This window comes from Anabaena sp. AL93 (assembly GCF_001672085.1).
Taxonomy (GTDB): Bacteria; Cyanobacteriota; Cyanobacteriia; order Cyanobacteriales; family Nostocaceae; genus Dolichospermum; species Dolichospermum heterosporum.
Window position 1 is genome coordinate 51,412 of the sequence record NZ_LJOU01000009.1, and the last position, 24,564, is coordinate 75,975.

General features: G+C 40.2%; 22 protein-coding genes. 12 read left to right on the plus strand and 10 right to left on the minus strand.

What is annotated here, in order from left to right; genetic code table 11:
* Positions 1-421: 421 nt before the first annotated feature.
* From AN486_RS03795 to mnmG, 4 genes are all read right to left on the minus strand, one after another.
* Positions 422-1,036 carry an IS607 family transposase gene (locus AN486_RS03795; protein ID WP_190383042.1) on the minus strand — a complete coding sequence of 205 codons (615 nt, stop codon included), beginning with the start codon at positions 1,034-1,036 and terminating at the stop codon, positions 422-424.
* Positions 997-2,571: a reverse transcriptase domain-containing protein gene (locus tag AN486_RS03800; RefSeq protein ID WP_290599390.1), complete on the minus strand. Its 1,575-nt coding sequence runs from the start codon at positions 2,569-2,571 to the stop codon at positions 997-999. The genes AN486_RS03795 and AN486_RS03800 overlap by 40 nt, the downstream gene beginning before the upstream one ends.
* Before the next feature lie 530 nt (positions 2,572-3,101).
* Positions 3,102-3,245: an excisionase family DNA-binding protein gene (locus AN486_RS03805; protein WP_233455482.1), complete on the minus strand. Its 144-nt coding sequence runs from the start codon at positions 3,243-3,245 to the stop codon at positions 3,102-3,104.
* Between the two features lie 143 nt (positions 3,246-3,388).
* Positions 3,389-5,302 (minus strand): tRNA uridine-5-carboxymethylaminomethyl(34) synthesis enzyme MnmG, encoded by a 1,914-nt coding sequence (gene mnmG / locus AN486_RS03810; protein ID WP_290599392.1) that lies wholly within the window; start codon positions 5,300-5,302, stop codon positions 3,389-3,391.
* A gap of 304 nt (positions 5,303-5,606) precedes the next feature.
* Here mnmG and AN486_RS03815 point away from each other — a divergent pair, with 304 nt between their 5' ends.
* From AN486_RS03815 to AN486_RS03840, 6 genes are all read left to right on the plus strand, one after another.
* Entirely contained in the window at positions 5,607-6,788 is a 1,182-nt protein-coding gene (locus AN486_RS03815) for an AAA family ATPase (protein ID WP_290599395.1), read from the plus strand.
* Positions 6,788-7,453 carry a hypothetical protein gene (locus tag AN486_RS03820; RefSeq protein ID WP_053538809.1) on the plus strand — a complete coding sequence of 222 codons (666 nt, stop codon included), beginning with the start codon at positions 6,788-6,790 and terminating at the stop codon, positions 7,451-7,453. The genes AN486_RS03815 and AN486_RS03820 overlap by 1 nt, the downstream gene beginning before the upstream one ends.
* A 382-nt stretch (positions 7,454-7,835) precedes the next feature.
* The gene (locus tag AN486_RS03825) at positions 7,836-8,156 is read left to right on the plus strand and encodes a 2Fe-2S iron-sulfur cluster-binding protein (protein WP_053538810.1); all 321 of its coding nucleotides are present in this window, start codon (positions 7,836-7,838) and stop codon (positions 8,154-8,156) included.
* A 63-nt stretch (positions 8,157-8,219) separates the two neighbouring features.
* Positions 8,220-8,390, plus strand: coding sequence for a hypothetical protein (locus AN486_RS03830; RefSeq protein WP_168467300.1), 171 nt, complete (start codon positions 8,220-8,222; stop codon positions 8,388-8,390).
* A 52-nt stretch (positions 8,391-8,442) separates the two neighbouring features.
* Positions 8,443-9,504 carry a DUF3326 domain-containing protein gene (locus AN486_RS03835; RefSeq protein WP_168636211.1) on the plus strand — a complete coding sequence of 354 codons (1,062 nt, stop codon included), beginning with the start codon at positions 8,443-8,445 and terminating at the stop codon, positions 9,502-9,504.
* A gap of 6 nt (positions 9,505-9,510) precedes the next feature.
* On the plus strand, positions 9,511-10,092 hold the full coding sequence (locus tag AN486_RS03840; protein ID WP_053538811.1) for a CPBP family intramembrane glutamic endopeptidase: 582 nt from the start codon (positions 9,511-9,513) through the stop codon (positions 10,090-10,092).
* Positions 10,093-10,239: 147 nt separating this feature from the next.
* Here the strand turns inward: AN486_RS03840 and AN486_RS03845 are convergent, their stop codons facing one another.
* Complete coding sequence (locus tag AN486_RS03845; protein ID WP_052149766.1) at positions 10,240-10,692, minus strand: GNAT family N-acetyltransferase; 453 nt, start codon at positions 10,690-10,692, stop codon at positions 10,240-10,242.
* 148 nt (positions 10,693-10,840) lie between these two features.
* Between AN486_RS03845 and AN486_RS03850 the strand changes: the two genes are divergently transcribed.
* Entirely contained in the window at positions 10,841-12,154 is a 1,314-nt protein-coding gene (locus tag AN486_RS03850) for a WD40 repeat domain-containing protein (RefSeq protein ID WP_053538813.1), read from the plus strand.
* 156 nt (positions 12,155-12,310) lie between these two features.
* On the opposite strand, the gene AN486_RS03855 is transcribed toward AN486_RS03850, so the two are convergent.
* The 4 genes from AN486_RS03855 to AN486_RS03870 form a co-directional block, all read right to left on the minus strand.
* Positions 12,311-12,784: a hypothetical protein gene (locus AN486_RS03855; protein WP_053538814.1), complete on the minus strand. Its 474-nt coding sequence runs from the start codon at positions 12,782-12,784 to the stop codon at positions 12,311-12,313.
* Positions 12,785-12,789: 5 nt separating this feature from the next.
* On the minus strand, positions 12,790-13,953 hold the full coding sequence (locus AN486_RS03860; protein WP_053538815.1) for a ParM/StbA family protein: 1,164 nt from the start codon (positions 13,951-13,953) through the stop codon (positions 12,790-12,792).
* Positions 13,954-14,269: 316 nt separating this feature from the next.
* On the minus strand, positions 14,270-15,352 hold the full coding sequence (locus AN486_RS03865; protein WP_053538816.1) for a Gfo/Idh/MocA family oxidoreductase: 1,083 nt from the start codon (positions 15,350-15,352) through the stop codon (positions 14,270-14,272).
* 418 nt (positions 15,353-15,770) lie between these two features.
* Positions 15,771-15,911, minus strand: coding sequence for a hypothetical protein (locus AN486_RS03870; protein WP_168636164.1), 141 nt, complete (start codon positions 15,909-15,911; stop codon positions 15,771-15,773).
* Between the two features lie 14 nt (positions 15,912-15,925).
* Between AN486_RS03870 and queC the strand changes: the two genes are divergently transcribed.
* The 3 genes from queC to AN486_RS03885 all read left to right on the plus strand — a co-directional run bounded on the left by queC (position 15,926) and on the right by AN486_RS03885 (position 18,950).
* Entirely contained in the window at positions 15,926-16,642 is a 717-nt protein-coding gene (gene queC, locus AN486_RS03875) for a 7-cyano-7-deazaguanine synthase QueC (RefSeq protein ID WP_053538817.1), read from the plus strand.
* Between the two features lie 221 nt (positions 16,643-16,863).
* A complete protein-coding gene (locus AN486_RS03880) occupies positions 16,864-18,606 on the plus strand; it encodes an FAD-dependent oxidoreductase (RefSeq protein ID WP_290599403.1) in 1,743 nt (580 codons plus the stop codon).
* Between the two features lie 107 nt (positions 18,607-18,713).
* The gene (locus tag AN486_RS03885) at positions 18,714-18,950 is read left to right on the plus strand and encodes a hypothetical protein (RefSeq protein ID WP_027401389.1); all 237 of its coding nucleotides are present in this window, start codon (positions 18,714-18,716) and stop codon (positions 18,948-18,950) included.
* Between the two features lie 516 nt (positions 18,951-19,466).
* Here the strand turns inward: AN486_RS03885 and AN486_RS03890 are convergent.
* On the minus strand, positions 19,467-20,534 hold the full coding sequence (locus tag AN486_RS03890) for a class I SAM-dependent methyltransferase (protein ID WP_290599404.1): 1,068 nt from the start codon (positions 20,532-20,534) through the stop codon (positions 19,467-19,469).
* Between the two features lie 136 nt (positions 20,535-20,670).
* Between AN486_RS03890 and AN486_RS03895 the strand changes: the two genes are divergently transcribed.
* Both AN486_RS03895 and AN486_RS03900 read left to right on the plus strand, forming a co-directional pair.
* Entirely contained in the window at positions 20,671-21,915 is a 1,245-nt protein-coding gene (locus tag AN486_RS03895; RefSeq protein WP_027400600.1) for an inorganic phosphate transporter, read from the plus strand.
* A 319-nt stretch (positions 21,916-22,234) separates the two neighbouring features.
* Positions 22,235-24,529 (plus strand): DMT family transporter, encoded by a 2,295-nt coding sequence (locus AN486_RS03900; protein WP_168636161.1) that lies wholly within the window; start codon positions 22,235-22,237, stop codon positions 24,527-24,529.
* Positions 24,530-24,564: the final 35 nt, after the last annotated feature.

Consider the following 24,564-nt stretch of genomic DNA (forward strand, 5'->3'; position numbering starts at 1 on the left):
TTTGGGGAGAGAACTAATTTTTCCGGTTTCCCCCCAAAGCATCGGGGGGATTAAGGGGGGTAATTTAACTTGTGTGTACACGATAGCTTGTAAAGGGGGGAAACAATAAAAATCCAGTTCCCTCCCCTTTAAGTAGTGAGACAGAATTAATTACACAATGTCATTGCGTTAGCGTAGCGTGGCGTTAGCCATATGGAACGAAGTGAAATGAAGCAATCGCAGGGGTTGTGATTGCTTCCCTTCGCTCGCAATGACTGTAAATATTTTTGTCCAATTACTTATAAGGGGAGGGTTAGGGAGGGGTAAAACATTTGATACAGCAATCATGACTTTTCAAACACCCTCTAAGAGAAGGAATAAGGAAGAAGAAAATTTTCCATACTAGAATAGTTCAGCAGCAACCCATTTTTTCCAAATAAGCTCAAGTTCCTTTGCTGGGTACACTCGGTAACTCGCTGTCTTCAATGACTTGTTTTTTGTACTTTCTAAGTCCATACAATCGGCAACTGAAGACATGGATAATGGCAAGGATATCTTCAACCATTTCGATTTCTGGGCTGAGGTTCGTTTGCTTGAGAACCAATATTTGAGTTTGCTGCCTAGCACAGAGCCATGAGATAAGATCGAATCCAAAGCGACAAAGCCGATCTTTGTGGGCAATGACAACAAGTTTGCAAGTGTTTCCGAGAACTCTGTCCAGTAAGGCTTGAAGACCTTTTCGTTTGAAGTTGAGTCCACTGCCGATGTCAGTGATGATTTCTGCGTCAGGGTAACGAGACTGGAGAAACTGAACCTGTTGCTCAAGGTCGTTTTTCTGACTGCGGCTTGAAACTCTGGCATATAGAACAGTGGCTCGCTCGTCTGATGGATTACCATGTCGAACAGGGATAATTGAATCGAGGTTATATCTGGTAGAGTCGAGGGCGGGTACTATCCCGCGCCCCTCTCTGTTAAATCTGGGCGTGCAGCTTTCACTGCACCCAGCTTCCGACGTTCTTAGCTTTCGCTTTTGCTCATGTGAAGATAATCGTGGCAGCTTTCGTGAATGGCTAGAAGGTTTTTAGTTTTCCAGTTTTGGTGGTTTCCATCTAAGTGATGTAAATGTACCTTCTCATCATTGAGCATTTTTAACCCACAATGACCACATTTATGGTTTTGCCGTTTGAGGGCTTTAGAGGTATGACTGTCATAGAGCTTGCTGTTGCGCTCGCTCCAATAACTCAAATCTCCGTCGTAAGGCGACTTTTCACCTTTGACATTGATATGTTTATTTTCGGAGTAAGGGACTGGGGGAAACGCCTTATCTAGTAATTGCTTGCTAGTGTGGCGGTTCTGTTTGGTTTCCTTGTTGAATACCTTGAATGCTCTTGTTTCGATGTGGAATAGCGAGTTACGCGATCCGTCCATCTTGCAGAAGCGGTGGTAATTCCTCCAACCTCTAACTACAGGGGCTAATTTCTCAGCCTTAGTGGTAGCACCATAATTCGAGTTGTTGACGATGAATTTTACTTTCTTGCGGAAAGATTTATAGTTATCCACTGATGGAACGCATCTAAATTTCCCGTTTTTCTGGACTTTGAAGTTCCAGCCTAGAAAATCAAACCCATCTGTCGCGGCGGTTAGCTTTGTCTTTTTCTCACTGACTTTCATTCCCCGTTCTGCTAGGAACTGACTGATTTTGTCAAGTATTTCTATGGCATCGTCTTGAGGTCGGAGTATTATTACCATCTCATCCGCGTACCGGATTGTTGGTTCAATAATTTCTCTCTTTGAGGTTTTTTCTGTAATTCGGCAATTAGATATCTTATGATATCTATGAATACTTTCAATCCCATTCAAAGCGATGTTAGCTAGTAGTGGACTTACCACGCCCCCTTGAGGTGTTCCTTGTTCAGGAAATTCTGGATTGACTCCGGCTTTGAGACATCGGAAAATCCCTTGTCTTATGCTTCTGGGAGCTATGAGTTTATCCATGATGGCGGAATGGTTTATCCTGTCGAAGCATTTTTCAATATCGAGTTCAATAACTCGTTTATCTATTCCGTTGGCGTTGGAGTTTAGGTTATTAAACAGGATTTTTTGGGCATCATGCGCTGAACGTCCCGTTCTGAACCCGTAGCTTTTGGCGTGGAAGGTTGCTTCGTGCGCTGGTTCTAATGCGTATTTGATAAGGCATTGATACGCTCTATCTGCAATAGTGGGGACTTTGAGAATCCGGGTTTTACCGTCCTTTTTGGGCATGGGTATTTCACGTAATCCCTGGTGTTTCCAGTCGTTACATTCGGTTCTAAGCTTTTCACTCAGTTGAAACCTTTGCTCAAATGTGAGCGCGGTCTTCCCGTCAATTCCCGCTGTCTTTTTTCCAGCATTTAGCTGTGTTACTTGACGAATAGCCAGTAATCTTGCTGCGGTTGATTTCAGAATCAGCTTTTGTAGGGACTTGGCTTTGCGCTTGTCTCCAACTTGAACCGCTTTATACACTCGTTTTTGTAGGCGGAATAAGTTACGGCGGAATTGCTTCCAGGGTAACGTTTTCCAAGATTCACTAGAGTTGTCTCTGTGTCTAATCATGCTCTGCGACCATCTGTGTATTCTGAACACCTCAGACCAGTTACGGTCTGTCCTACCCGAATTGAAGGGATTCCGCTGCTCGTCTAGCCTACTTATGGGGTTCGACCGCCCCTAGACCCACAATCCGTTTTTATTCGTTCCCTCGGTTGATTGTTAGTTCCGTTAGGTGTAGCCAATTCAACCACTGGATTCCCTAGACTCTTACCGCTATTCAAAGAGGATGCGGCGGGAATTAGCTCCAATGAAGTCAGGATTTTGATGTTGTGTCCTGCTTGGTGGTAGGTTGCTTTTCTAGGCTCTGTTTCACCGTAGGAACTCCCCGTTAGCACCAGTGTCACCCCACAACGGATGTCTGATTGCGCCCTGTTCCCAGCTTCACCCTCTAGAAACCGAGTCTAGTCAGTGTGGGCAGGTAGGGAGTCATACCTGAGTCTGGCAGATGGGACTTTCACCCATATCAGACCGAGAGTTCAACCTTTTCCATGATTGGATTGGGTTGGTTAGTTTATGTACGGACTGTTTACCGTGATTCAACTAACAACGAATCGCACTCTTTGTCCACCTTGGGTAAAGATGCCTTCGATTTTCCCGTCTTCAAGCCACCTTTCAAGTGTTTTGGTGCTGACTCCCAATCTGGTAGCAGCGACTCTTGGAGGTACATAATTTACTGTCATCGCCAGCCTAAGTTTGTTACTCGTCCTACCATACCACATGATGTCCAGATATGTCTAGTATGTCATGGTAAATTACGTTCTATATTTATCTCCTCCCTATTACCTATTACCCATTCAGGCAAGAGGGAGAATTTGTTTCCCAATTACCTATTACCTATTACCGTCTTGTTTTTAGCTAGTTCTAAATATATCAAAAGAGCGTTGATATCGGCTGGGTTAACTCCGCCAATTCTTGCTGCTTGTCCAATGGTGAGGGGTTTAACTTTGTTGAGTTTTTCTCGGGATTCTTTAGATAAAGTCTCAATGGTTGAGTAGTCCAAATCACTAGATAGTTGGCGATTTGCTTGACGGGCAACTTGGTCAATTTGGTTTTGCTGTCTGGCTAAATAACCGGCATATTTGATGTCAATTTCTGCTCCTTCTTTTTCGGCTTGTTTGAGGGCAGGGTTATGAAGTCCGTGGCGTTCTAAATCAAGATAATGAATACCTGAACGACGCAGTAAATCAGCCAGGGTAATAGAACCTCTAATTGCTTCTTGGGTATCGTGAGCGATCGCTTGCCCCACTGCCTCATTCTCTTTTATTCTAGTAACATGAAGGCGTTTTTTCTCCCCTGTAATTTGTTCTTGTTTTTGACTGTACAAATCCCAACGTCGGTCATCAATTAAACCTATTTCCCGTCCCAAAGGTGTCATGCGGATATCAGCATTATCAGAACGCAGTAATAACCGATACTCTGACCGACTGGTGAGCATCCGATAAGGTTCGCGTAAATCCTTCGTACACAGGTCATCAATTAGAGTGCCAATATAACTTTGTTCACGGGGAAAAATAATCATTTCCTTACCCCGGACAAACCGCGCTGCATTGATTCCCGCTACTATTCCTTGGGCAGCAGCTTCTTCATAACCAGTCGTCCCGTTGACCTGTCCGGCACAAAATAACCCTGGGATTGTTTTGGTCATTAAGGTAGGAAAACACTGAGTTGCGGGCAAATAATCATACTCTACAGCATAAGCCGGACGCAACATCACACAATTTTCCAAACCAGTCAAACTCCGCAACATCAAAATTTGCAAAGTTTCGGGTAACCCAGTGGAAAAGCCTTGGATATATAATTCAGGAATATCCCTTCCTTCCGGTTCAATAAAGATTTGGTGACTTTCCTTATCGGCAAAGCGGACAATCTTATCTTCAATACTCGGACAATAGCGAGGTCCTTTTGCTTCCACCCAACCACCATACACCGGGGACAGATGCAAATTTTCCCGAATTAACCGATGAGTTTCTGGGGTTGTCCGGGTCATGTGACAAGGCATTTGTTCCCGTTCTACCCACACTTCGGGGTCAAAACTGAACCACCGCACAGCTTCGTCTCCCGGTTGCACTTCCATTTGACTATAATCAACGGAACGCTTATCAACCCGTGCTGGTGTCCCAGTTTTCAGTCTGCCGGTTTCAAATCCCAAACGATTGAGAGTTTGTGTTAACCCTTCCGCTGCAAACTCTCCCGCGCGTCCTGCGGCCATGGATTTATTCCCCACCCAAATTTTACCGCCCAAAAATGTGCCAGTGGTGAGAATGACAGCTTTGCAGTGAAAAGATACGCCAAAATAGGTTTCTAAACCAATAACTTCATTATTATCATCTAAGATTAAATCCGTCACCATGCCTTCCCGAATTGTCAAATTCTCCTGATTTTCGACAATTCCCTTCATTATCGCTGCATATTCCCGCTTATCAGTTTGCGCCCGTAATGCCCACACCGCTGGCCCCCGTGAAGAATTGAGGATGCGTTTTTGTAGGTATGTTCGGTCTGCCATTTTGCCAATTTCCCCACCCAAAGCATCTATTTCATGGGTTAATTGGGACTTGGCAGGGCCACCCACTGCGGGGTTACAAGGTTGCCAAGCGATTTTATCTAAATTTAGGGTCAATAGCAGTGTTCGACAACCGAGGCGGGCAGTAGCAAGTGCTGCTTCGCAACCGGCGTGACCTGCACCGACGACAATCACATCATAAGCGTCTCGGAATTCAGCGGAATTGTGCATGGTCATAACCAATTAAGAATTAAAAATTAAAAGTTTAAAAAGCTAGTTACATTCAGTATTTTAGCGTATATTTAGGGGCGATTTCAGTTTTTGCTCTCTCAGTTACAGAAGTAGCAACGAGAGAGTTATTGTTTAGTTGTAGCAGATATAAGGTTTATTGAGGGTTGAACTGTAGTAATGGGTAAGAAAATTTACCAGATATTTATAATTAATCAATTTATAGTTATAAATTTTTATTTAAGCCAAAAAGATTAAGTTAAAATATACTGTGTCACGTTTATTTTTGAAAATATCATCTAAATGTAAAAACATGAAAATCAATCAACTAAGCTATTATGACCATAAAAGACAATGGCGACTTGAGCCAATCGAGTTTTCTGATTTTAATCTTCTAGTTGGTGTTTCTGGCGTTGGTAAAACTAGAATTTTACAAGCAATACTTGATTTGCAAAAAATATCTGAGGGTAAATCACTCAACGGAGTTGAATGGGATATACATTTTACTTATAAAAACAATGAATATCATTGGAGTGGTGAGTTTGAGTGCAATATCTCAAACAATTTAATATTGGAAAATGAAGAAAATAATTTCTCTAATAATAGTAATTTCAAGATAAAGAATGAATCTTTATCTAAAAATGGAGAATTAATAATAGATAGAAATGAAATCGAAATAAAGTTCAAGAACAATATATTACCAATCAAGCCTTCACCAGTTCAAAGTGTAGTGGAAACATTAAATGGAGAAGCAGATATAGCAGCTGTCAAGCATGGATTCGAGAGCATAATTTCCACTGTTCAATGGTCAGATGCTTCTTTCTATAACGGTCTTATATATAATATTGTTATAGATAAAATATTTAAGGATAGTTCTTTAGATCAAAGGATGGTTGTTGACAAAAGATATTATCAATCTAACTTGCCAGTTCAGATTAAATTAGTAATTGCTTATTTTGAAAAAAATCCAATATTTCAAGCAATTAAAGAGAGATTTATAAATATATTTGAGCAAGTAGAAGATATCAAAATAGAACAAGATGAAGATGAAAATGAAGAGGACACTCTTTTAAATTCTATTCAAGAAAAAGCTCCTCTCACAATTAAAATAAAAGAAAAAGGCGTAAATAATTGGATTAGTGAAAAATATATATCATCTGGTATGTATAAAACCTTAATACAAATCAGTGAATGTTATTTGACTGCTGAAGGATCTGTGATTTTGATTGATGAATTTGAAAATAGTTTAGGAGTGAATTGTATTGATATTCTAAGTGATTTACTATCTGAAAGTAGGAATTTACAATTTATAATTACCAGTCACCATCCTTATATTATCAATAAAGTTGGAATGGAACATTGGAAAATAGTTACTCGCAAAGGTGGTGTAGTAACTGCTAAAGATGCAAAAGATTTTGGACTAGGTAAATCCAGACACGAAGCATTTATGCAATTGATTAATCTCGATGAATATAATGAAGGCATATCAGCATAATGAATATCTATTTTCTTGTGGAGGGAGATACTGAAGAAAAAGTTTATAAAGCTTGGCTTAAGTATCTTCTACCAGAATTAACACGAATTGGACTACCCCATCAAGTTGATCATCATAACTATTATCTTTTCAATGCAAAAGGTCAACCGGGAATAATTGATAGACATCTACCTGATGCTATTGCAAATATTCAAGAGTATAGTAAATATAATTATCTTGTTATTTGTTTAGATGCGGAAGAAGTTACTATTGATTATAAAAAACAAGAAATTTATAAATGTTTAAAGTCTAATAACATTGATTTAGTAAATATCCACTTTCATATCATTGTTCAAAATCGCTGCTTTGACACTTGGTGCTTGGGAAATAAAGGAATTTATCCTTTACAAGCAGAAAATAGCCCATTGTTAGATTATACAAATTATTATGATGTTTCAATTAACTGTCCAGAAATTATGGGTAAACTGGATTTTAATACTCATGCTCAATTTCATAAGGATTATTTAAAAGAATTGTTTAAGATCAACAATCTTAAACATTATAAAATTACTAATGAAGTCATGAAAGAAGAATATTTAGAACAATTAATAGCCAGGGTTCAAAATGAAACTGAGCATTTACCTACCTTTCAAACCTTCATAGAATTTTGTAATATGATTAAGTAGGTGAACACAATAAAACCAAACTGTGTAAAGAAACGTAAAATCGCTGAAAACTTCTTTACTATTGCCTCTTGCCTCTTGCCTTGCTATAACGACAATTTTCAACGTCAACCTACTTAAATCAAAGTTGTGAAAATAACTAATGCCAGGTCAAACTCTTGCTACCAGAGGGTTTTTCTTCTGACTCCTGCTATAACTGACATCTTGCAGATGGTTAATGACAGCACAGTTTGATTTATCCCCATAAATATAAACGAACCAAATTCAACAACAGCCAAAAGCCTTGAGGATTAAGTCAAATTTAAGAATAAATATGGTAGAATGTCCTAATAATGTCAACAAGTAGAATAGAATATTTGTCTGTTGTCAAACACTGCTGCTATATATGTCCAAAATTTACACCGTAGAAATTAACCACCAAGGTACAAAACATACCCTGCAAGTTTCTGAAGATGAAAATATTCTTGACGCTGCCTCAGCTAATGGTTTAGACTTACCAACTTCTTGCGGTGCTGGTGTTTGTACAACTTGTGCGGCTTTGATTACAGAAGGAACTGTAAATCAAGAAGATGGTATGGGTGTAAGTCTAGATTTGCAAAAACAAGGCTATGCGCTGCTTTGTGTTGCTAAACCTCTTTCTGATTTAAAAATCGAAACAGAAAAAGAAGAGATTGTTTATAAAGCGCAATTTGGGAAAGGTGGATAATAATCACCAATCACCAAAAAGTTTCTGTATTCTCAAAATCATCAAGGCAAAGGATTTAGGATTATGACAACTCACTTTATTTCCGCTGAAATCGAATTGCAACAAACTCCCACAGAATTAGAAAAAGCGATTACAGTAGAATTGGAGAAACAAGGTGAACCCCTGCGTTGGGCTATTACCGCTGTTAATGAAGAAGCACAAACCGTAACAGTAGAAGCCGTAGTTACCGCTTAAATTTCTTCTTTGTATCTTTGCCTCTTTGCGCGAAAAAAAACCTGTGATACCCATCCAAAAACCATACACAGTAATTTTAATTATACCTACCGGCATTGGGGCGGCGATTGGCGGTTATGCTGGTGATGCGTTACCAGTAGCTAGAGTTATATCACAGGTATGCGATCGCTTGATTACTCACCCCAATGTTATGAACGGGGCAAGTCTATACTGGAATATTCCCAATGGCTTCTACGTCGAAGGATATGGTTTAGATAAATTTGCGGCTGGAGAATGGGGTTTACGTCCGGTTCGCAGTAATAGAGTCGGTTTGCTTTTAGACCAGGGTATCGAACCGGAATTAATGCTGCGACACTTGCAGGTAGCCGATGCAGCTAGAGCCACTCTAGGATTAAATATTACAAATCATGTTATTACTGATGCACCGCTAAACGTAGAATTACGAACTTCTCCATCAGGTGCTAGTTGGGGAACAATCGGTAATCCTGATAGTTTATTACGGGCTGCTGAAAAACTAATTATAGAAGAAAAAGCCGAAGCGATCGCTGTTGTTGCCCGTTTACCCGACGATATGGACGAAACCGCAATTAAAAACTATCATCAAGGTCAAGGAGTAGATCCTATAGCCGGTGTAGAAGCCGTCATTAGCCATTTATTAGTTCGTACCTTTAAAATTCCCTGCGCCCATGCTCCTGCCCTTGCCAGCACCCCACCAGACGCAAATTTATCCCCCCCTGCAGCAGCGGAAGAATTGGGCTACACATTCTTACCTTGCGTTTTAGTTGGGTTGAGTAACGCCCCGCAATTTATCATTAATACAGAAAATCACAATTCTTTATCCACTGACATCTGGGCAAATCAAGTTGATGCTTTAATCATTCCTGCTACAGCTTGTGGAAGTAGTGCTTTATTGAGTTTAAGCCAGAAACAATGTCAAATAATTACAGTTGCAGAAAATAAAACTTTGATGCAAGTTCCTGCATCCATGTTAAGAATTCCCACCTTGCAGGTAAACTCATATTTAGAAGCAGTAGGTGTATTAGTCGCTCATAAAGCAGGTATCAATCCTTCCTCATTAACAATTAACAATCACCAATTACCAATTATTTTTTAAAATCCTGTGATTGAACAACAAAACCAAGAACCAGAAATACCCTATTTAACACGCACCCAAGTCTTAGTAGCAATGGGTGTAACCGCAATTATTCTCTGGATAGTTGCTAAATTATGGTTACGCTGGGGTAATATCGCGCTTTTTAAGTGGCACTGGCAAGAACAAGATTTATTATTAGGAATTAGTTTAGGTGTAATTATTACCATATTAAGTGGTTTAGCTTATCGTCTTTCCCCTTCCTACCGCAGAAGTGCCGATTATTATCTAGAAATGGTTCTTAAACCGTTAGTTTTACCAGACTTAATTTGGTTAGGACTACTTCCTGGTTTAAGTGAAGAATTATTATTTCGAGGTGTAATGCTACCCGCTTTAGGCGCAGATTATACCGCTGTGATCCTATCCAGTCTTTGTTTTGGAGTCCTACACCTTAGCGGTCCCGAACAATGGCCTTATGTAATTTGGGCAACCATTGTTGGTATTATTTTAGGTTGTAGCACCCTATTAAGTGGCAACTTGTTATTACCAATAGTTGCTCATATGGTGACAAATTGGCTATCTAGCTATTTATGGAAAATTCAAAAACTTTAGATATGGTTGGCTGAGTTGTTGAGGTTCTTCGGTTATTTTTATGGAAAACCTGGTTCAAAATCATTGAAAGCCCTATTGTGTAGGCATTTCATTGAAAATATGGAAATAATTGTTTATAACCCTTGTCCCGTAAGGGTTTTGTTATCATCAATCCTCAATCACCATAAAAGAGACGCAAGAGCCTAATACATCAATGTCAGTAATTTTGAAGGACTCTGCTTTCTTAGTTGCCACATCAATTAATAGTTTGATTGTTTCCAGTTTGCGATGAAGTTCCTGAACATATAACCCCAACACTGCACCAACGCGACGGGGTTTAAAAGGATTTTCTAATACCTCTAAATCAGAGGGTAAATTCGGTGGAGGTGCTTCATCATAGAGATACATTGAGATAAACCCGACTAACTCTTCTTCGTATTCCAAAACAAAACAGAAAGATAGGGGTTTTCCTAATTGATAAGCCACATACCGCTCATAGTCAAAATCGGGTATGATTGGCATTGATTGGTCAGCAAGCGATCGCGCTTCCGCAAAGGTTTTCCATAGGGGAACGAGCGCACTTGTGTCTTCTAATGTTGCAATTCGTTGAATGTATGACATACTTACTCCAAATTGATTTACGTTAAAATTTATGGTGTTATATATTATTCTTGGGTTAGTTAACCGAATATATTTGGGTTTACACCGAGAAAAGTTAAAGCCATCCTTACAGCTTTTCTGTTTTCTTTGTTAAGACTTGAATATAATATTGGCTAGTAGTAGTGATGACCAGACAATTAGAATATGGGATATTAATAATGGAAAATGTTTGCATATTTTAAAAGGGCATAGTGGGAGAATTTGGTCTGTTACTTTTAGTCCTAGTGGTAATAAATTGGCTAGTGGTAGTGGTGATGAAACCGTGAAAATTTGGAATACTGCTACCGGGGATTTATTAGCAAATTTACACGACAATCATCATCGAGTTCGTTGTGTGGCATTTAGTCCTGATGAAACCATATTAGTAAGTGGTTGTGATACACAAACTTTAAAACTGTGGGATACAAATACTGGAAAATGTCTGAGAACTTTACGGGGATATACAAGTTGGGTACGTGCTGTTAGTTTTAGTCCAGATGGTCAAAAATTAGCCAGTGGAAGCAATGATAAAACAGTGAGGTTATGGGATATTCACACAGGGGAATGTTTGACAACTTTAAGAGGACATAGCAGTTGGGTACGGACTGTTAGTTTTAGTCCAGATGGTCAAAAGTTAGCCAGTGGAAGTAATGATCAAACTATTAGGTTATGGGATATTGCTAGGGGAAAATGTCTCAAAACCCTAATTGGACATAAAGATTGGATATGGTGGGTAACTTTCAGTCCTGATGGTGAAATTTTGTTCAGTAGTAGTGATGATAGAACGGTGAAAATATGGGATGCTAATAGTGGAGAATGTCTAAAAACATGGCAACCTTTAAGTAGTTGGATCTGGTCTATGGCATTGAGTCCTAATGGTAAGATTTTGGCTACTGGTGATGATGATTATCAAGTCAGGTTATGGGATATTGACAGTAAACAATGCCACCATATTTGTATAGGACATTCTTTGCGTGTACAAGCCTTAGCTTTTAGTCATGATGGTAAAACTCTAGCAAGTGGCAGTGATGACGGCATGGTGAAGCTTTGGGATGTGAATACGGGTCAATTTTTACAGGAGTTTGAGGGACATTCTCGTGCTGTGAGAGCGATCGCCTATAGTCCTGATGATAAACTATTAGCAAGTAGTAGTGACGACCAAACTATTAGATTATGGGATTTCACACTCAGAAATACCGTCAGTTTCACAGAACATACTCAAGGTGTAGAATCACTTTCTTTCAGTCCTCAAGATCCAGTTTTAGCTAGTAGTAGCGAAGATGAAACAATTAAAATTTGGGATTTACAAAGAGGTGAATGTCGAAAAACTCTGAAAATTCACAGATTATACGAAGGTATGAACATCAACCATGCCACAGGTCTTAACCAAGCTCAAAAAGAAACAATAATCGCTCTAGGTGCTACTAATGCCAATAGAAATTAGAACAGGCTGATTCTAATCTTGTTAATACGAAAATGCTTTTAATTTTTACACAAAATATCCCACCTATAAGCCATTTCAGCATTATTTGGTGGGACTGAGGATAGTTTAGTTAAGAGTTTTTCTCAAAGTCAAAACCAGGAAAAACCTAGTTATTGCTTAGAAATCATCAAGAAACTGACCAATCCGATTAATTACGGGGTCTATTTCTTGAGGTTCAGGTTCAGGTATGGCTTGCGCCACGCTAACGCTATCAGGAGGAATATAAGTAAGTGGTTGTTGATTCAGGATAATTGCCAAATTTGCCACTTGTTGAGTAAGTTGCAACATTTGACTTTCTATCGCCTCCAAACGATGAGACTCCCTCGCCAAAAAACGTTCCTCAAAACCAGCTATTTGATTTTGCATCTCACCGATTTTTTGTTCAACCGTAGTTATATTTGCTGTCTTAGCAACTGCTTGTACAGTTTCTGGGACACACAAAAATTTCCAGAGAGCCTCCTTACACAGGTCACTGAAAGTTTTATCTGGCTGTGTCTCTAAGGAGTTTTCCACCTGCGCTAACAAACTCTCATCAGCAATTTCTGGATTGAACGTAACGGATTTAACTACCTTTTTTGACCATTGGAACATCAGTTTTATGACCTAGCGCGAACAGCAGCAGATAATTGCGCTTCTCCATAAATATACTGCCCCAAAGCATTAGCTTGCCGAGAAGGTGCAGCTAAGTAAGCATTGATTTTAGCTTCCTTGAGTAGACGTTGGACATCTTCCCAGAAAAACTCTCCACCACCACCTGTAATAATCACATCAGTTACCCGCTCTGGCAACCACGCTAACACACGAGAGCAAATTTCCCGTGAAAACTGTTCTGTTAAGTTAGGCAGAAAATCATCTAAATTGCTGGGCTTACTAGCACCTTTGGGACGGTAAAAGCGATCGCCTTTAGGCTTATTAACCGCAGAAATCAGTGCCAATGATTGACTATCAACAGCACCATCTATTTCCTTAGCTACCAGTTCATAAAACTTACTCATCCCAAAGTCTTCACTCTTAGAAGCAGCCCTAGCAAAGCGGAAATTATCCACCATGATCATATCAATGGTTTGATGACCAATATCCACAATCCCCACAGATATTTTCGTAAAATCGGGAACTGCTGTTGCTTTATTCGGTTGAGTTTCTGACCACAGCAAACTACCATATCCTTCTGGCATTACCCAGACTTTGGCAATATGCAAAGTTATGGATTCACCTCGGAAATTTACTACATGAGGTCCAGTTACCAAGCTAGTTAACTGTTCCTTTTCTCTTTCAAATTGCTCCAAAGATAAAAAAGGCAGTCCCAGGACAACATAAATTTCATCTCTGAGCTTAAAGTAACCAGCAGATGATAAAACTTTGACCAGCGCATCTTCTACCTTAGATTGGCCAACGCCAAGATTAGCCCCAAAATCGGCTGCTAATTGCCCTACAGCATAGCCACTACCTTGATACTCCAACCACAAATCCATTAGTGGGTCAGTAGCCTTAGCTTCAAACACACCACCACGGATCTGCTCAATTGATGTTTGCTTCACATTAGCAGGAATGAAAGCCACATTAGCGGTTTCACGGCTCACACAAGTCTTTGTGGAGGTTCTACCTAAATCCACACTCAGAATAGTTTTACCCGTAATATTGGTTGGCTTGCCGGAATTTCCAGAATTCATTGGTGTGGCTGCTGATGCTGCTGCTGTAGTCCGGTTCATAGGAATAGCAGCAGCGTTCATGGGATTAGCTACGGGCGGTTGATCTGTCATGAAATCTCCTCTGTAAAAAGTTATCATGCTCATCTTACAAAAAGGTGAGCTACAAAAAATTTTAGGTTGGGTTAAGTGTAACTAGAAATACGTCAAAATTCATAACAGGCGATCGTCAATTTTTTATGATTTAGTATTTCTGATGTCAGTCTTGGGAAATGTCAAGTCAAGCTTTTCTTTTTTCTTCCCCCTCTTGACATCCAAGCACAGAATAAGCACAGGGCAGCCACAGGGGGTTGCCCCTACTCCTAACCCGTCATATTGGCGGGAGAAAAATCATTAAATTTCTCCCACTACCAGTTTTAGCTAAATTTTGCTAAATGGTTGATGTCAAAGATTGGACTCTGGATTCCGAAGACCACTCTAATGGGTTCCAAACTCTCTCTTCTAAAGCCATTTGCTCAATTAGACTAGCCAGGCGTAAAGCTTTGAGAGCTTGTTCACCACCGACAGAAGGCTGATTGCCACCGCGAACACAGTTGACAAAATGCTCTAACTCTGCACTGAGAGGCTGAACATTCGTGGTATAAACCTTTTCAATTAAACCATCTTGTCTATATAAGACTTTTTGATGGTCAATCAGAGGATTAACAGGGGTTTGCCGATGTACCAAAATCTCATTATTGAGAAAATCTGCTTCTGTAAATGAATTTTTACAATGGGCAACTAAACGGCGAATTTTCCGGTGGGTAACTTTGCTGGCTGTGAGAGTGGCAACAATCCCATTAGCAAAACCCAAGGTAGCCGTTACATAATCTAAATAACCTGAGTCTAAAGAACGAGTCCCACTAGCAGTCAGTTTCACCACTGGTGAGGCGGCTAATTCTAGCAGTAAATCAATGTCATGGATCATTAAATCCAGCACTACGGAAACATCATTCGCCCGCGCCGAATAAGGACTCATACGGTGAGATTCCAAAGCCAAAACTTCCTCGGTTTTGAGGACTTGACTAAGTTCCCTAAAGGCGGGATTGAATCGTTCTATGTGACCAACTTGCAAAATACACTGGGATTCAGCAGCAGCATTAACTAGGGATTCTGCCTCGGAAATACTAGCTGCTATCGGTTTTTCAATTAAAACATGGATTCCTGCTAACAAACAGTTTATACCCACTGCATAGTGTAACCTTGTAGGCACAGCAACACAGATGGCATCTACATGGGGTAGTAAGTCGCAGTAATCTTCAAAAAACCGGACTTTGTGTTTGCTGGCAGTTTCTAGACCACGTTCGACATTAATATCAGAAACGCCGACTAATTCCACATCTTTCATGGAACTCAGTACGCGGGTATGATGTTGTCCCATGTTACCAACCCCAATTACGCCTATGCGAATATGGTGCGGCTGGCTGCGCTGTGAATAAAGATTTGGCTCTGACACTGATATGCTATCTTGCACTATTGTTCTCTCCTCAACCACCAAATTTAGAGACGCTAAGGTCGTTGGCTTTTATACTTAAACGCCAGGTCTGATTTGTCTTAAACCATCCAGATGGTAACATAGTGATTATCTTTATGAAGAATTTCAAAGTTTGGGTTCAGTTCCCGCCATCTGGTGATCTTTTCCGTTAACAGTTGTTAATTATCCTGTTTTTATTCATCTATTAGAAAAATTATGTGTTTTTTCTTTAACTCTGTAATTTTTGTAACTCTTGACAGGAATTATCAGGTATGTATTTAGGAAATTAACTAAATTCAATACATACTTGGTCTTTATAGAGGTAAATTAATCACCCTTTCTATAAGTAAAATTACAAGTCATTACATAGTTAATACTCAGAGTATAATGTTTTAGGCGATTTATACAATTAATGTTCTCATTCCTGAGAGTCTTTTTGTCCATATTTAATTTTTGTTGGTTGTATTTTGTTAATTTTCCCATCTTTTGGATGCAATTTATGAAGGAATTGGTAATTGTGAAAATTTCCCTCTCCTCCTGCTATTTCTTGATCTCCCATTTCCTCTTCTGAATATGAAAGCTGTAATTTTGTTATCTGGTGGTTTAGATTCTTCTACTGTTCTTTACCAAGCAAAGGCTGATGGCTGTGAATGTTACGCTATTTCTTTTAATTATCAACAGCGTCATAGCAAAGAGTTGCATTCTGCTTATATGGTCGCTGAAGCGGCTGGAGTAGTTCAACATCAGGTGGTCAATTTTGATTTACGACAATGGGGTGGTTCAGCACTAACAGACAACAAGATTGATTTACCTGAAGGGCGATTCCTGCGGAGCGCTTCGCTATCCCTCGACGAAATGGCAGATAATATTCCTGTTACCTATGTTCCTGCCCGTAATACCATCTTTTTAAGTTTTGCTTTGGGCTATGCCGAAGCGATCGCCGCCCAAAGAGTATATATTGGCGTTAATGCCCTAGATTATTCCGGCTACCCAGATTGTCGTCCTGACTATATCGAAGCTATGCAGCAAGTTTTCCAGTTGGGGACAAAACAAGGACGCGAGGGAGAAGCTATTAAAATTATCGCCCCATTAATTAATTTGAAAAAGACAGAAATCATCCAACTAGGTAATCAATTAGGAGTACCTTGGGATCTCACATGGTCCTGCTATGCCGGTGGTGATTCAGCCTGCGGTGTCTGTGATTCCTGTCAATTGCGGTTAGCAGCCTTTGCCGAATTGGGTTTAGAAGATCCCATTGATTATGTCACTTATACTGAAAACGGTTCATAGTTTAACCAAATATGAAACCCCCTCTGGTAAACCTCTCCTTTGCACCTCTCCCTAACCCTCTCCTAAGAGGAGAGGGAAAAGGAATAATATTTAATACTGGAGAGGCTTTGAACTTGTTCTTTGTATGATAAAAAAGTCCAGCTTCTAGCCGTTTTGAGTATAATCAGGTAGCGATCGCCCTTTGATAAACTATAAAACCATACTTAATCCTATAAAATACGATGAATCAAATCTATACAACCGATGTCCTAGTTGTTGGCGGAGGCACCGGCGGAACTGCTGCGGCTATCCAAGCAGCGCGACGAGGTGTAAACACAATCCTCGTGAGTGAATTTCCCTGGTTAGGAGGAATGCTCACCTCAGCCGGTGTATCTGCACCAGACGGCAACGAATTACAAGCCTGGCAAACAGGTTTATGGGCGGCTTTCCTCCAAGAATTACAACGCAGACAACCAGGCGGATTAGATAATAGTTGGGTCAGTTTTTTTACTTATGACCCGCGGATAGGTGCAGAAATATTTGCCGACTGGGTGCGAGAACTACCTAACCTGCAATGGATTTCTGGACAAGTTCCCTTAGAAGTATTGCGAACCCAAGACCAGATCACAGGTATACGCTTTGCGGACTTTACCATCAACGCCAAAATCATTCTCGACGGCACAGAATTAGGAGACCTATTAGCTTTAGGAGCAATCCCTCATCGTTGGGGTTGGGAATTACAATCAGAATGGCAAGAACCAAGCGCACCAACTAATTTTAACTCCCTGACCCAAACCTATCCACTCCAAGCACCAACTTGGGTAGTAGTCATGCAAGACTTTGGAGAAAATACCGCCCCAGAAATTCTCCCCGCCCCCAACTATCACCCATCCCAGTTTACAGGAGCTTGGGATAACTATGGCTCAGAAAAATTTTTGAACTATGGACGCTTACCAGCGAATCAATTTATGATTAACTGGCCTATTGCGGGCAATGATTACTGCCAAAATGCCAATCGGTTGCTAGATGTAGGGGAGAAAAAGCGCGAATTTATGCAAGAATGTTATTGGCATAGTCAGAATTTCGCCCATCACATTCAAAGTCAGTTTGGTAGGCGTTACGGATTAGCAGAAAACCTGTTTCCCCATCCTAACTCCGCCTTTGCCCTCCATCCCTATTATCGGGAAAGTCGCCGCCTAGTAGGCTTGACAACTGTTTCTGAACGGGATATCCTGCCTTTAGCCAACGGTAAAACCGCATTACCATTTCATGATGCCATCGCCGTCGGTAACTATGCCAACGATCATCATTATCCTGGTGTAGAGTTCTCACTGCAACCTAAATCTATCCGTTGGGGTGGAAGATGGACAGGAACACCCTTCACTATCCCTTATCGCGCTCTTGTTCCTGCCACCACAGATGGTTTGCTAGTTTGTGAAAAAAACATTTCCGTTTCTCACATCGCTAACGGCGCTACTAGACTTCAACCAGTAGTCATGGGAATTGGACAAGCGGCAGGTATGGCAGCTTCTCTTTGTATTATGCTAGAATGTCAGCCCAGGGATTTACCAGTGAAGAGTTTGCAGGCTGCATTACTGACAGATGACGATGCACCTAGCGTAATTGTTCCCCTGTTTAACTTATTAACTAATCATCCCGATTGGTTGTACTGGCAAACTTATTATTTAGACCATCCAGAAGCTTATCCTGCTGATGGTAACAGCCCTTGTATTGTGGTGAGACCAGATAATAAATTAAACCTCAACTGCTTTACAGGCAAATTCCAACGACTAAGTGAGCAAAATTACCAATTTAATATTACAAATGAAACCAATTTTACTACAACAAATTGGCAGCTTGTGACGTTGATACCTGATATAGATCAGCAACTACAAGCGTTACCCCCAGAAAAAATACTCAAGATTTGGGGGCGGCCAAATTTGTCTGGGAATTGGTTACTTGTTGAATATATTGAAGAAGTATAAAATGAACATTTATTCAGTAAAATACAATACTTTTTCGCAAATTTTCCGGATAGACATATAAGAGTTAAGTATTAGTGAAGTAGAGAGTTCTAAAATAGACATCTACTATGCGTGCTGCCATTTCACTTTTAGTATCGAGTCTGGTATTTGGCTCCTTAGCTTTTAACTGCGAAGCAGTACAGACTCGTTTTTCCGCTCTGTCAATGGCTAAGTCCGATTACCAGCTTTCACCTTTGGTGTTAAACCAGAGTTTCAACCTGGCTGATAACTCCAAACCTAGCCCCAATCAACCCGAAAAGCCCAATCCTCATCGAGGTAGTGGTCGTAGAGGATTAGATGGATAAGTTGGCAATTTCAGTTCTGTTATTCAATCGTTGGAGCGCAATACCTGCCAACCCAGAAATGATGTTACCGGATTATTGGATCTTTTAAATCCTACATACCACTTCTTGAATTGAAACGATATAGACAGTTACAGCACTACACTTGTTTGATTTTATCGTTTGTGAATTTCTCTTTGACTGACACCAGATATAGATAGTTACAAGCACTATATCTTTAATCAGTTGCATGGCTCTCGCGTCATCACGCAAGCTATCAGTATTGCCATTTCTCTGCTAAAAACATAGACAGTTACAGCACTTCATCTCTCGAAAATTGTTCAATATTTCATCAAAACATCCGGTAATTGCTCAACCCTTGGCGTGTATTGGTGACCAAGTCACTAATACACGCACCAATCTCACCTGTGGTAATCGCGTCCAGTACACATTGGGCGTTAGTAGGTGGGAATAATTACCCGAAGTGAGGGTACAGAAAACTTTTCTTAGTTATCAACCGTCATTGTGAATGCTGAATCTCTAGTAACTTGGCTTGTGAGCAATCCAATATTTATATTTACTTACGAAGTGAACTTGGGTTTCTATTTGCTCAAATCCCGCTTTTTCTAAACGCTCTACCAGGTTATCTGTAATGTAATGCTTGTAATAAGGTTCATGAAAAGTCTCTGAGAAGTTTTTGACAACTAATTCCATCTCCGGTACATCATTTACCTGAATAGAATCACAGATAATAAAAATGCCTCCTGGTTTTGTGACCCGAAAACATTCTTCAATTACAGTTTGACGAACTGCCGCTGGTAACTCATGAAACAGAAAAATACAAGTTGTACCATGAAAATAATTATCTCGATAAGGCAACTCTTCGACATTCTCTTGTACAAGTTGCGGTAATTCTCCAGGAATTTGGGATAATAGTTCGTTGGCTTTCCGCAAATAGGCTGGGGATAAATCTATACCAAATAAAGATACGTCGGGTAAAGCTGCTCTGATTAACTTCAGTGTTCGTCCAGTACCACAAGCAATATCTATGACTCGGAGTTGTTCTTGGGGAATATGGTCAAATGCTGTCAGTTGGGATTTGAGAGGACAGAGGATGCGTCTTCTCATAGCATCAGTTGAGCCACCAAACAGAATTTCCACCTGTAAGTCATATAAATTGGCGGACAGTTCACTCAAATAGCCATCTGTTTGGTAATGGAAGTTCTGTACATAGTAGCTGGGATAGTTATCTGTGGATATTTCCTGGGAAAATTCTTGATATCTCCGATTTTTAATTCGTTCCCAGATATTTGGTAAATCTAAGCATATTAATGGATAGTAACAGAAGAAATCTTCCCAAGAATTATCAAATAATAAATTTTGTGGATACACACCTGCTTGACTATCTTCCCAGTCTCTTGCCAATAACTGGTTCATATTGTCTTGAAGTTGTGTGAGCAATTTCTGGGATAAAGGACTGATATTTGGCTGAAGTGATGGATAAATTAGGTTTTTGATCTGTGAACTTACGGTTTTGTGAGCAAAAGCAAAGTAATTCTTCCCTGATTGCAGGGCTTGGTAGCTTGATTTTGTGAAAATATCAAACATAGATAAAAGATAAAATTAGGTTTTGTTGATTGTGTCGAGTTTCATGGCTCGTCCAGATTTTTATAGCCAAAAAAATGGAAAATGTAAATCATTCATGACAATTTTTACCTGTTAACAGGTGTGAATGGTTTATTTTATGGAACTGCAAACTGCGATAGTCGCTCTTTTAGTCTTCTATGTCGCCTGGAATTTGGGTGCAAATGATGTTGCTAATGCGATGGGAACTTCTGTGGGTTCTGGGGCTATTACTCTCAAACAGGCGATCATGATTGCTGGCGTGTTAGAGTTTCTTGGTGCTGTCTTGTTTGGACAAGAGGTAACGTCTACCCTCGGCACGAAAATTGCAAATCCGGTTTTATTTGCGACGATACCACAAACTTTAGTGATGGGGATGATTTCGGTACTGCTCACGGCTGGGATCTGGCTACAAATTGCCACAGCTAGGGGTTTACCGGTGTCTTCGTCTCATGCCATTGTGGGAGCGATCGCTGGCTTTAGTTGGGTAGCATTGGGAGTAGAAGCAATGGATTGGTCATCCATTGGTTTAATTACCATAGGCTGGATTTTAACACCAATAATTAGTGGAGCGATCGCCGCTAGTTTGTATAGTTTGATTCAACAATGGATTTTTAATCAACCCCAACCTCTCTCCCAGCTACAAGAATGGATTCCCTGGTTAAGTGCATTGCTATTGAGTGTATTTGGTATTATCGTTCTCCCGACAATCACTCAACCCTTGAGCCAGTTCTTACTCACAGAGGGAAAATTTAATGTTCCCGCTCACGACATTACCCTATTCATTGGTGGAATCGCCGTAATTAGCTTGACCTTGATCAGTTGGCGACAATTGGTAAATAGTCAAATTGAAAACAAAATTCAAGGTTTATTTGCCAGATTTCAAGTTTTGAGCGCTTGCTTTGTGGCTTTTGCTCACGGTTCTAATGATGTTGGTAATGCGATCGCTCCTCTAGCAGTAATTGCCTACATCAACCAACAAGGTAAAGTTCCCAGTGATGAACTCACCATCCCCTTGTGGATTCTGGTTCTCGGTGCGATCGGCATTGTGGCAGGATTAGCAGTTTGGGGTAAAAAAGTTATTGCCACCATTGGCGAAAATATTATTTCCTTAGAACCTAGTAGCGGATTTTGCGCCGAACTAGCCACAGCCATCACTATCTTATTAGCCTCCCGCTTAGGTTTACCTGTTTCTACCTCCCATGCCCTTGTCGGTGGAGTTGTGGGGATTGGACTGGTACAAAATATTAAATCAATAAAATTTGCCACTATCCAAAATATCGCCGCCGCTTGGTTAATTACCATTCCCATCAGCGTCGCCCTGAGTGCCACTATTTTTACCATTATGGCACTAAACTGGCACTAAACTGGCACTAGATAGGTAGACATGAAAAAACAAAATATGTTATGTAACAAGTAGAATCTCCCAAAACCTATTCCCTGTCGCCTTCTATAAATTACAGCAGTTTGCGATCATGATGGCAACTATCAAGCAATAGGTATTCCGCACGGATTTAATGCTTGTAGTTAGGTATTCATTTGTAAGGCTTTTATAAGTTAATTAAATTGATAAGTTCGGTGAAATTGTTCAGTTTCCTGCCTTTTCTCCAGGAAACTTAATACAGGTGTTGTTCGCGCAAAGTGCCGAGTAACTTAATCATCAAGGTGTTAGAGGCTAGAAACCGATGGGGCGATTTGAGAAGCGACCAGAAAACCCACGCATTAGAGGTGAGCTATCCAGAGCCGCAGAAAATGCTCTATGGGATGTAGTTGAAGATTTAGAAAATCTTCAACAAAATCTGCTGAGGTCGTTGCAGGAAGACGTAAAACGGCTAGAAACTGAAAAAAATCGCTTATCTGGCGATATTCAAAGGTTAATTGAGGAAAAAGAAAATCTACAACAATCGCGGCAAATCACTGAACAGCAAGTGTTAATCCGTCAATTAGCAGAAGTTCTAGCCAAACATATATCTTCCCAATTACAATCGTCACTAAAAACTTTAGCTACTCAATCCGTAGAGCATAACTCCTCTGATTCATCTGCGCTGCAAAATACTCAGTTAAACAATAATGCTATTAATGAAATCGGACAGAATGTCACTAATATGCTAGACAGTCTGGATGGGACGGTAACTATTGCCTTTAATTCACTATTACAAGAACTCAAAAACTATCAAGGTGATCTTTCCCAGCAGTTATCACGGATGTATAGCCAACAACAGCAAGGGGAAGCCATACTAGCAGAATTTGTCAATCGTCTGCGAAGTGAAGTAGAAAAAAATCGAGATGCTAACTCCGTCAAAACAACAACAGGAGGCGCACCTACAGTTTTACAACTATCTGATAATCTGCGTGGTGAAGCCATAACTCATCAAAATGGTTCTTCGGAAAAATCCCCACAAAGAATCATGGTTGAACCAGTTGCTTTTATTCCTCATGAATCAGCACACAGTGATTCTACATCAGCAGCCAATGCGGTTATATTATCTTCACCAATAGATAACACTTCCAAACCCAGTTCTTTTGTAAATCCAGATTTACCAACAGTAATACCGGACAATAAAACCCCTGAACCCAGTTCTTTCGTAAATCCAGATTTACCAACAGTAATACCGGACAATAAAACCCCTGAACCCAGTTCTTTCGTAAATCCAGATACATCAGCAGCAGATAAAGCATCTGTACCTAGTTCTTTTGTAAGTCTAGATACACCATCGGAAGATCCAAATTCTGAACTTGGCGCTATTTTGACTTCTAAGGTATTAACAGCACCATCCCTGGGAGATCCAAAACCTGAACCACTTTCTGTTTTAACTCCTAATTTACCCACAGGAAGACCGCCAACACCAAAATTAAGACGGGAAACAACTCCTAGACAACCAACAACACCTGAACAACCGATTACACCTCAACAACAAATAACTCCCAGACAACAAAGATCCCGGACATCTCCTAATTGGTCACAGTTGCAGATAGGTTTCCTTTTTATTGCTTTGTCTACAGTGGTTTCGTCTCTTTACAACGTAGCAATTAAAGCGATTTTCTTTACAGCTTCTAACCCCTTGGCAGGATTGCCAACACAGCAGTTAATCTTTCCGACATTGGGGAATATTTTCTTGATTTTGATGCTGCGCTTATTAGTGGTTGTGCCATTAATGTTACTTTTATCACCTATATTACATCCTCCTATTTGGCAAGAATTAGAAAATTTATTTGCTTCATTGGGAGCAAATGCAACGCCTACTCAGAATAAAACTAAACAGGCTCTATTTTTGTCAGTAATTAGCGGTTGTTTATTATTTGTATCACAGGTATTTATTTACATTGCTATTGGTGAAGTAACAACAGGAATGGCGATCGCCCTCTTCTTTGTCTATCCAGTTATGAGCGTGTTTCTGTCCTGGTTTCTATTTCAGGAACGTCCTAATTCACTAGTGACTGGAGCAATGGCAGCAATTTTTTGCGGTGAATTATTAGTTTTAGGTAGTCAGTCTACAGGGGTGAATAACACCTCATTGGGAAGCACCACAGCCATTCTATCTGGAATCGCCTTTGCAATTTACGTCATTCTCACCAGGATATGTGCTACTAAACTCAAGTTACATCCTGTATCTTTGACTTTAATTAACTTCACCACCATGTTGTTATTAAGTCTTATCTGCTTAATAATTCCATTACCCGGTAATTTAAGTGTAGCAATTAGTTCATATAACATCCTTGAACTGGTATTAAGTGCGTTTATATTAGGTGTTTTAACTTTGTGCGGTTACTTATTCAATAATTTTGGCATTCGTAAACTAGGCTCTCCGTTCTCCTCTTTAATTGGAGCTACAGTCCCGATTTTAACCGTAATTTTCGCCGGGATCATGCTGCAAGAATCCCTAAATATTGTCCAAGTTATAGGAGTTATCTTAGTGACCCTGGGTGCAGCAAGTATTAGCTGGAAAAAAACACCTAATCAGCTACAACCTACTAAATGAGTAGGGGGAGTTGGGGGAGTGGAGGAGGCTGGGGG

Coding starts and splice junctions, on each gene's coding strand:
- AN486_RS03825 (WP_053538810.1), top strand. CDS start 7,836: ATGTCCAAAATTTACACCGTAGAAATTAACCACCAAGGTACAAAACAT.
- AN486_RS03805 (WP_233455482.1), bottom strand. CDS start 3,245: ATGACAGTAAATTATGTACCTCCAAGAGTCGCTGCTACCAGATTGGGA.
- AN486_RS03900 (WP_168636161.1), top strand. CDS start 22,235: ATGGGGCGATTTGAGAAGCGACCAGAAAACCCACGCATTAGAGGTGAG.
- AN486_RS03860 (WP_053538815.1), bottom strand. CDS start 13,953: ATGACAGATCAACCGCCCGTAGCTAATCCCATGAACGCTGCTGCTATT.
- AN486_RS03895 (WP_027400600.1), top strand. CDS start 20,671: ATGGAACTGCAAACTGCGATAGTCGCTCTTTTAGTCTTCTATGTCGCC.
- AN486_RS03885 (WP_027401389.1), top strand. CDS start 18,714: ATGCGTGCTGCCATTTCACTTTTAGTATCGAGTCTGGTATTTGGCTCC.
- AN486_RS03815 (WP_290599395.1), top strand. CDS start 5,607: ATGAAAATCAATCAACTAAGCTATTATGACCATAAAAGACAATGGCGA.
- AN486_RS03820 (WP_053538809.1), top strand. CDS start 6,788: ATGAATATCTATTTTCTTGTGGAGGGAGATACTGAAGAAAAAGTTTAT.
- AN486_RS03870 (WP_168636164.1), bottom strand. CDS start 15,911: ATGGGAGATCAAGAAATAGCAGGAGGAGAGGGAAATTTTCACAATTAC.
- AN486_RS03800 (WP_290599390.1), bottom strand. CDS start 2,571: ATGATTAGACACAGAGACAACTCTAGTGAATCTTGGAAAACGTTACCC.
- AN486_RS03830 (WP_168467300.1), top strand. CDS start 8,220: ATGACAACTCACTTTATTTCCGCTGAAATCGAATTGCAACAAACTCCC.
- AN486_RS03855 (WP_053538814.1), bottom strand. CDS start 12,784: ATGTTCCAATGGTCAAAAAAGGTAGTTAAATCCGTTACGTTCAATCCA.
- mnmG (WP_290599392.1), bottom strand. CDS start 5,302: ATGACCATGCACAATTCCGCTGAATTCCGAGACGCTTATGATGTGATT.
- AN486_RS03880 (WP_290599403.1), top strand. CDS start 16,864: ATGAATCAAATCTATACAACCGATGTCCTAGTTGTTGGCGGAGGCACC.
- AN486_RS03890 (WP_290599404.1), bottom strand. CDS start 20,534: ATGTTTGATATTTTCACAAAATCAAGCTACCAAGCCCTGCAATCAGGG.
- AN486_RS03845 (WP_052149766.1), bottom strand. CDS start 10,692: ATGTCATACATTCAACGAATTGCAACATTAGAAGACACAAGTGCGCTC.
- queC (WP_053538817.1), top strand. CDS start 15,926: ATGAAAGCTGTAATTTTGTTATCTGGTGGTTTAGATTCTTCTACTGTT.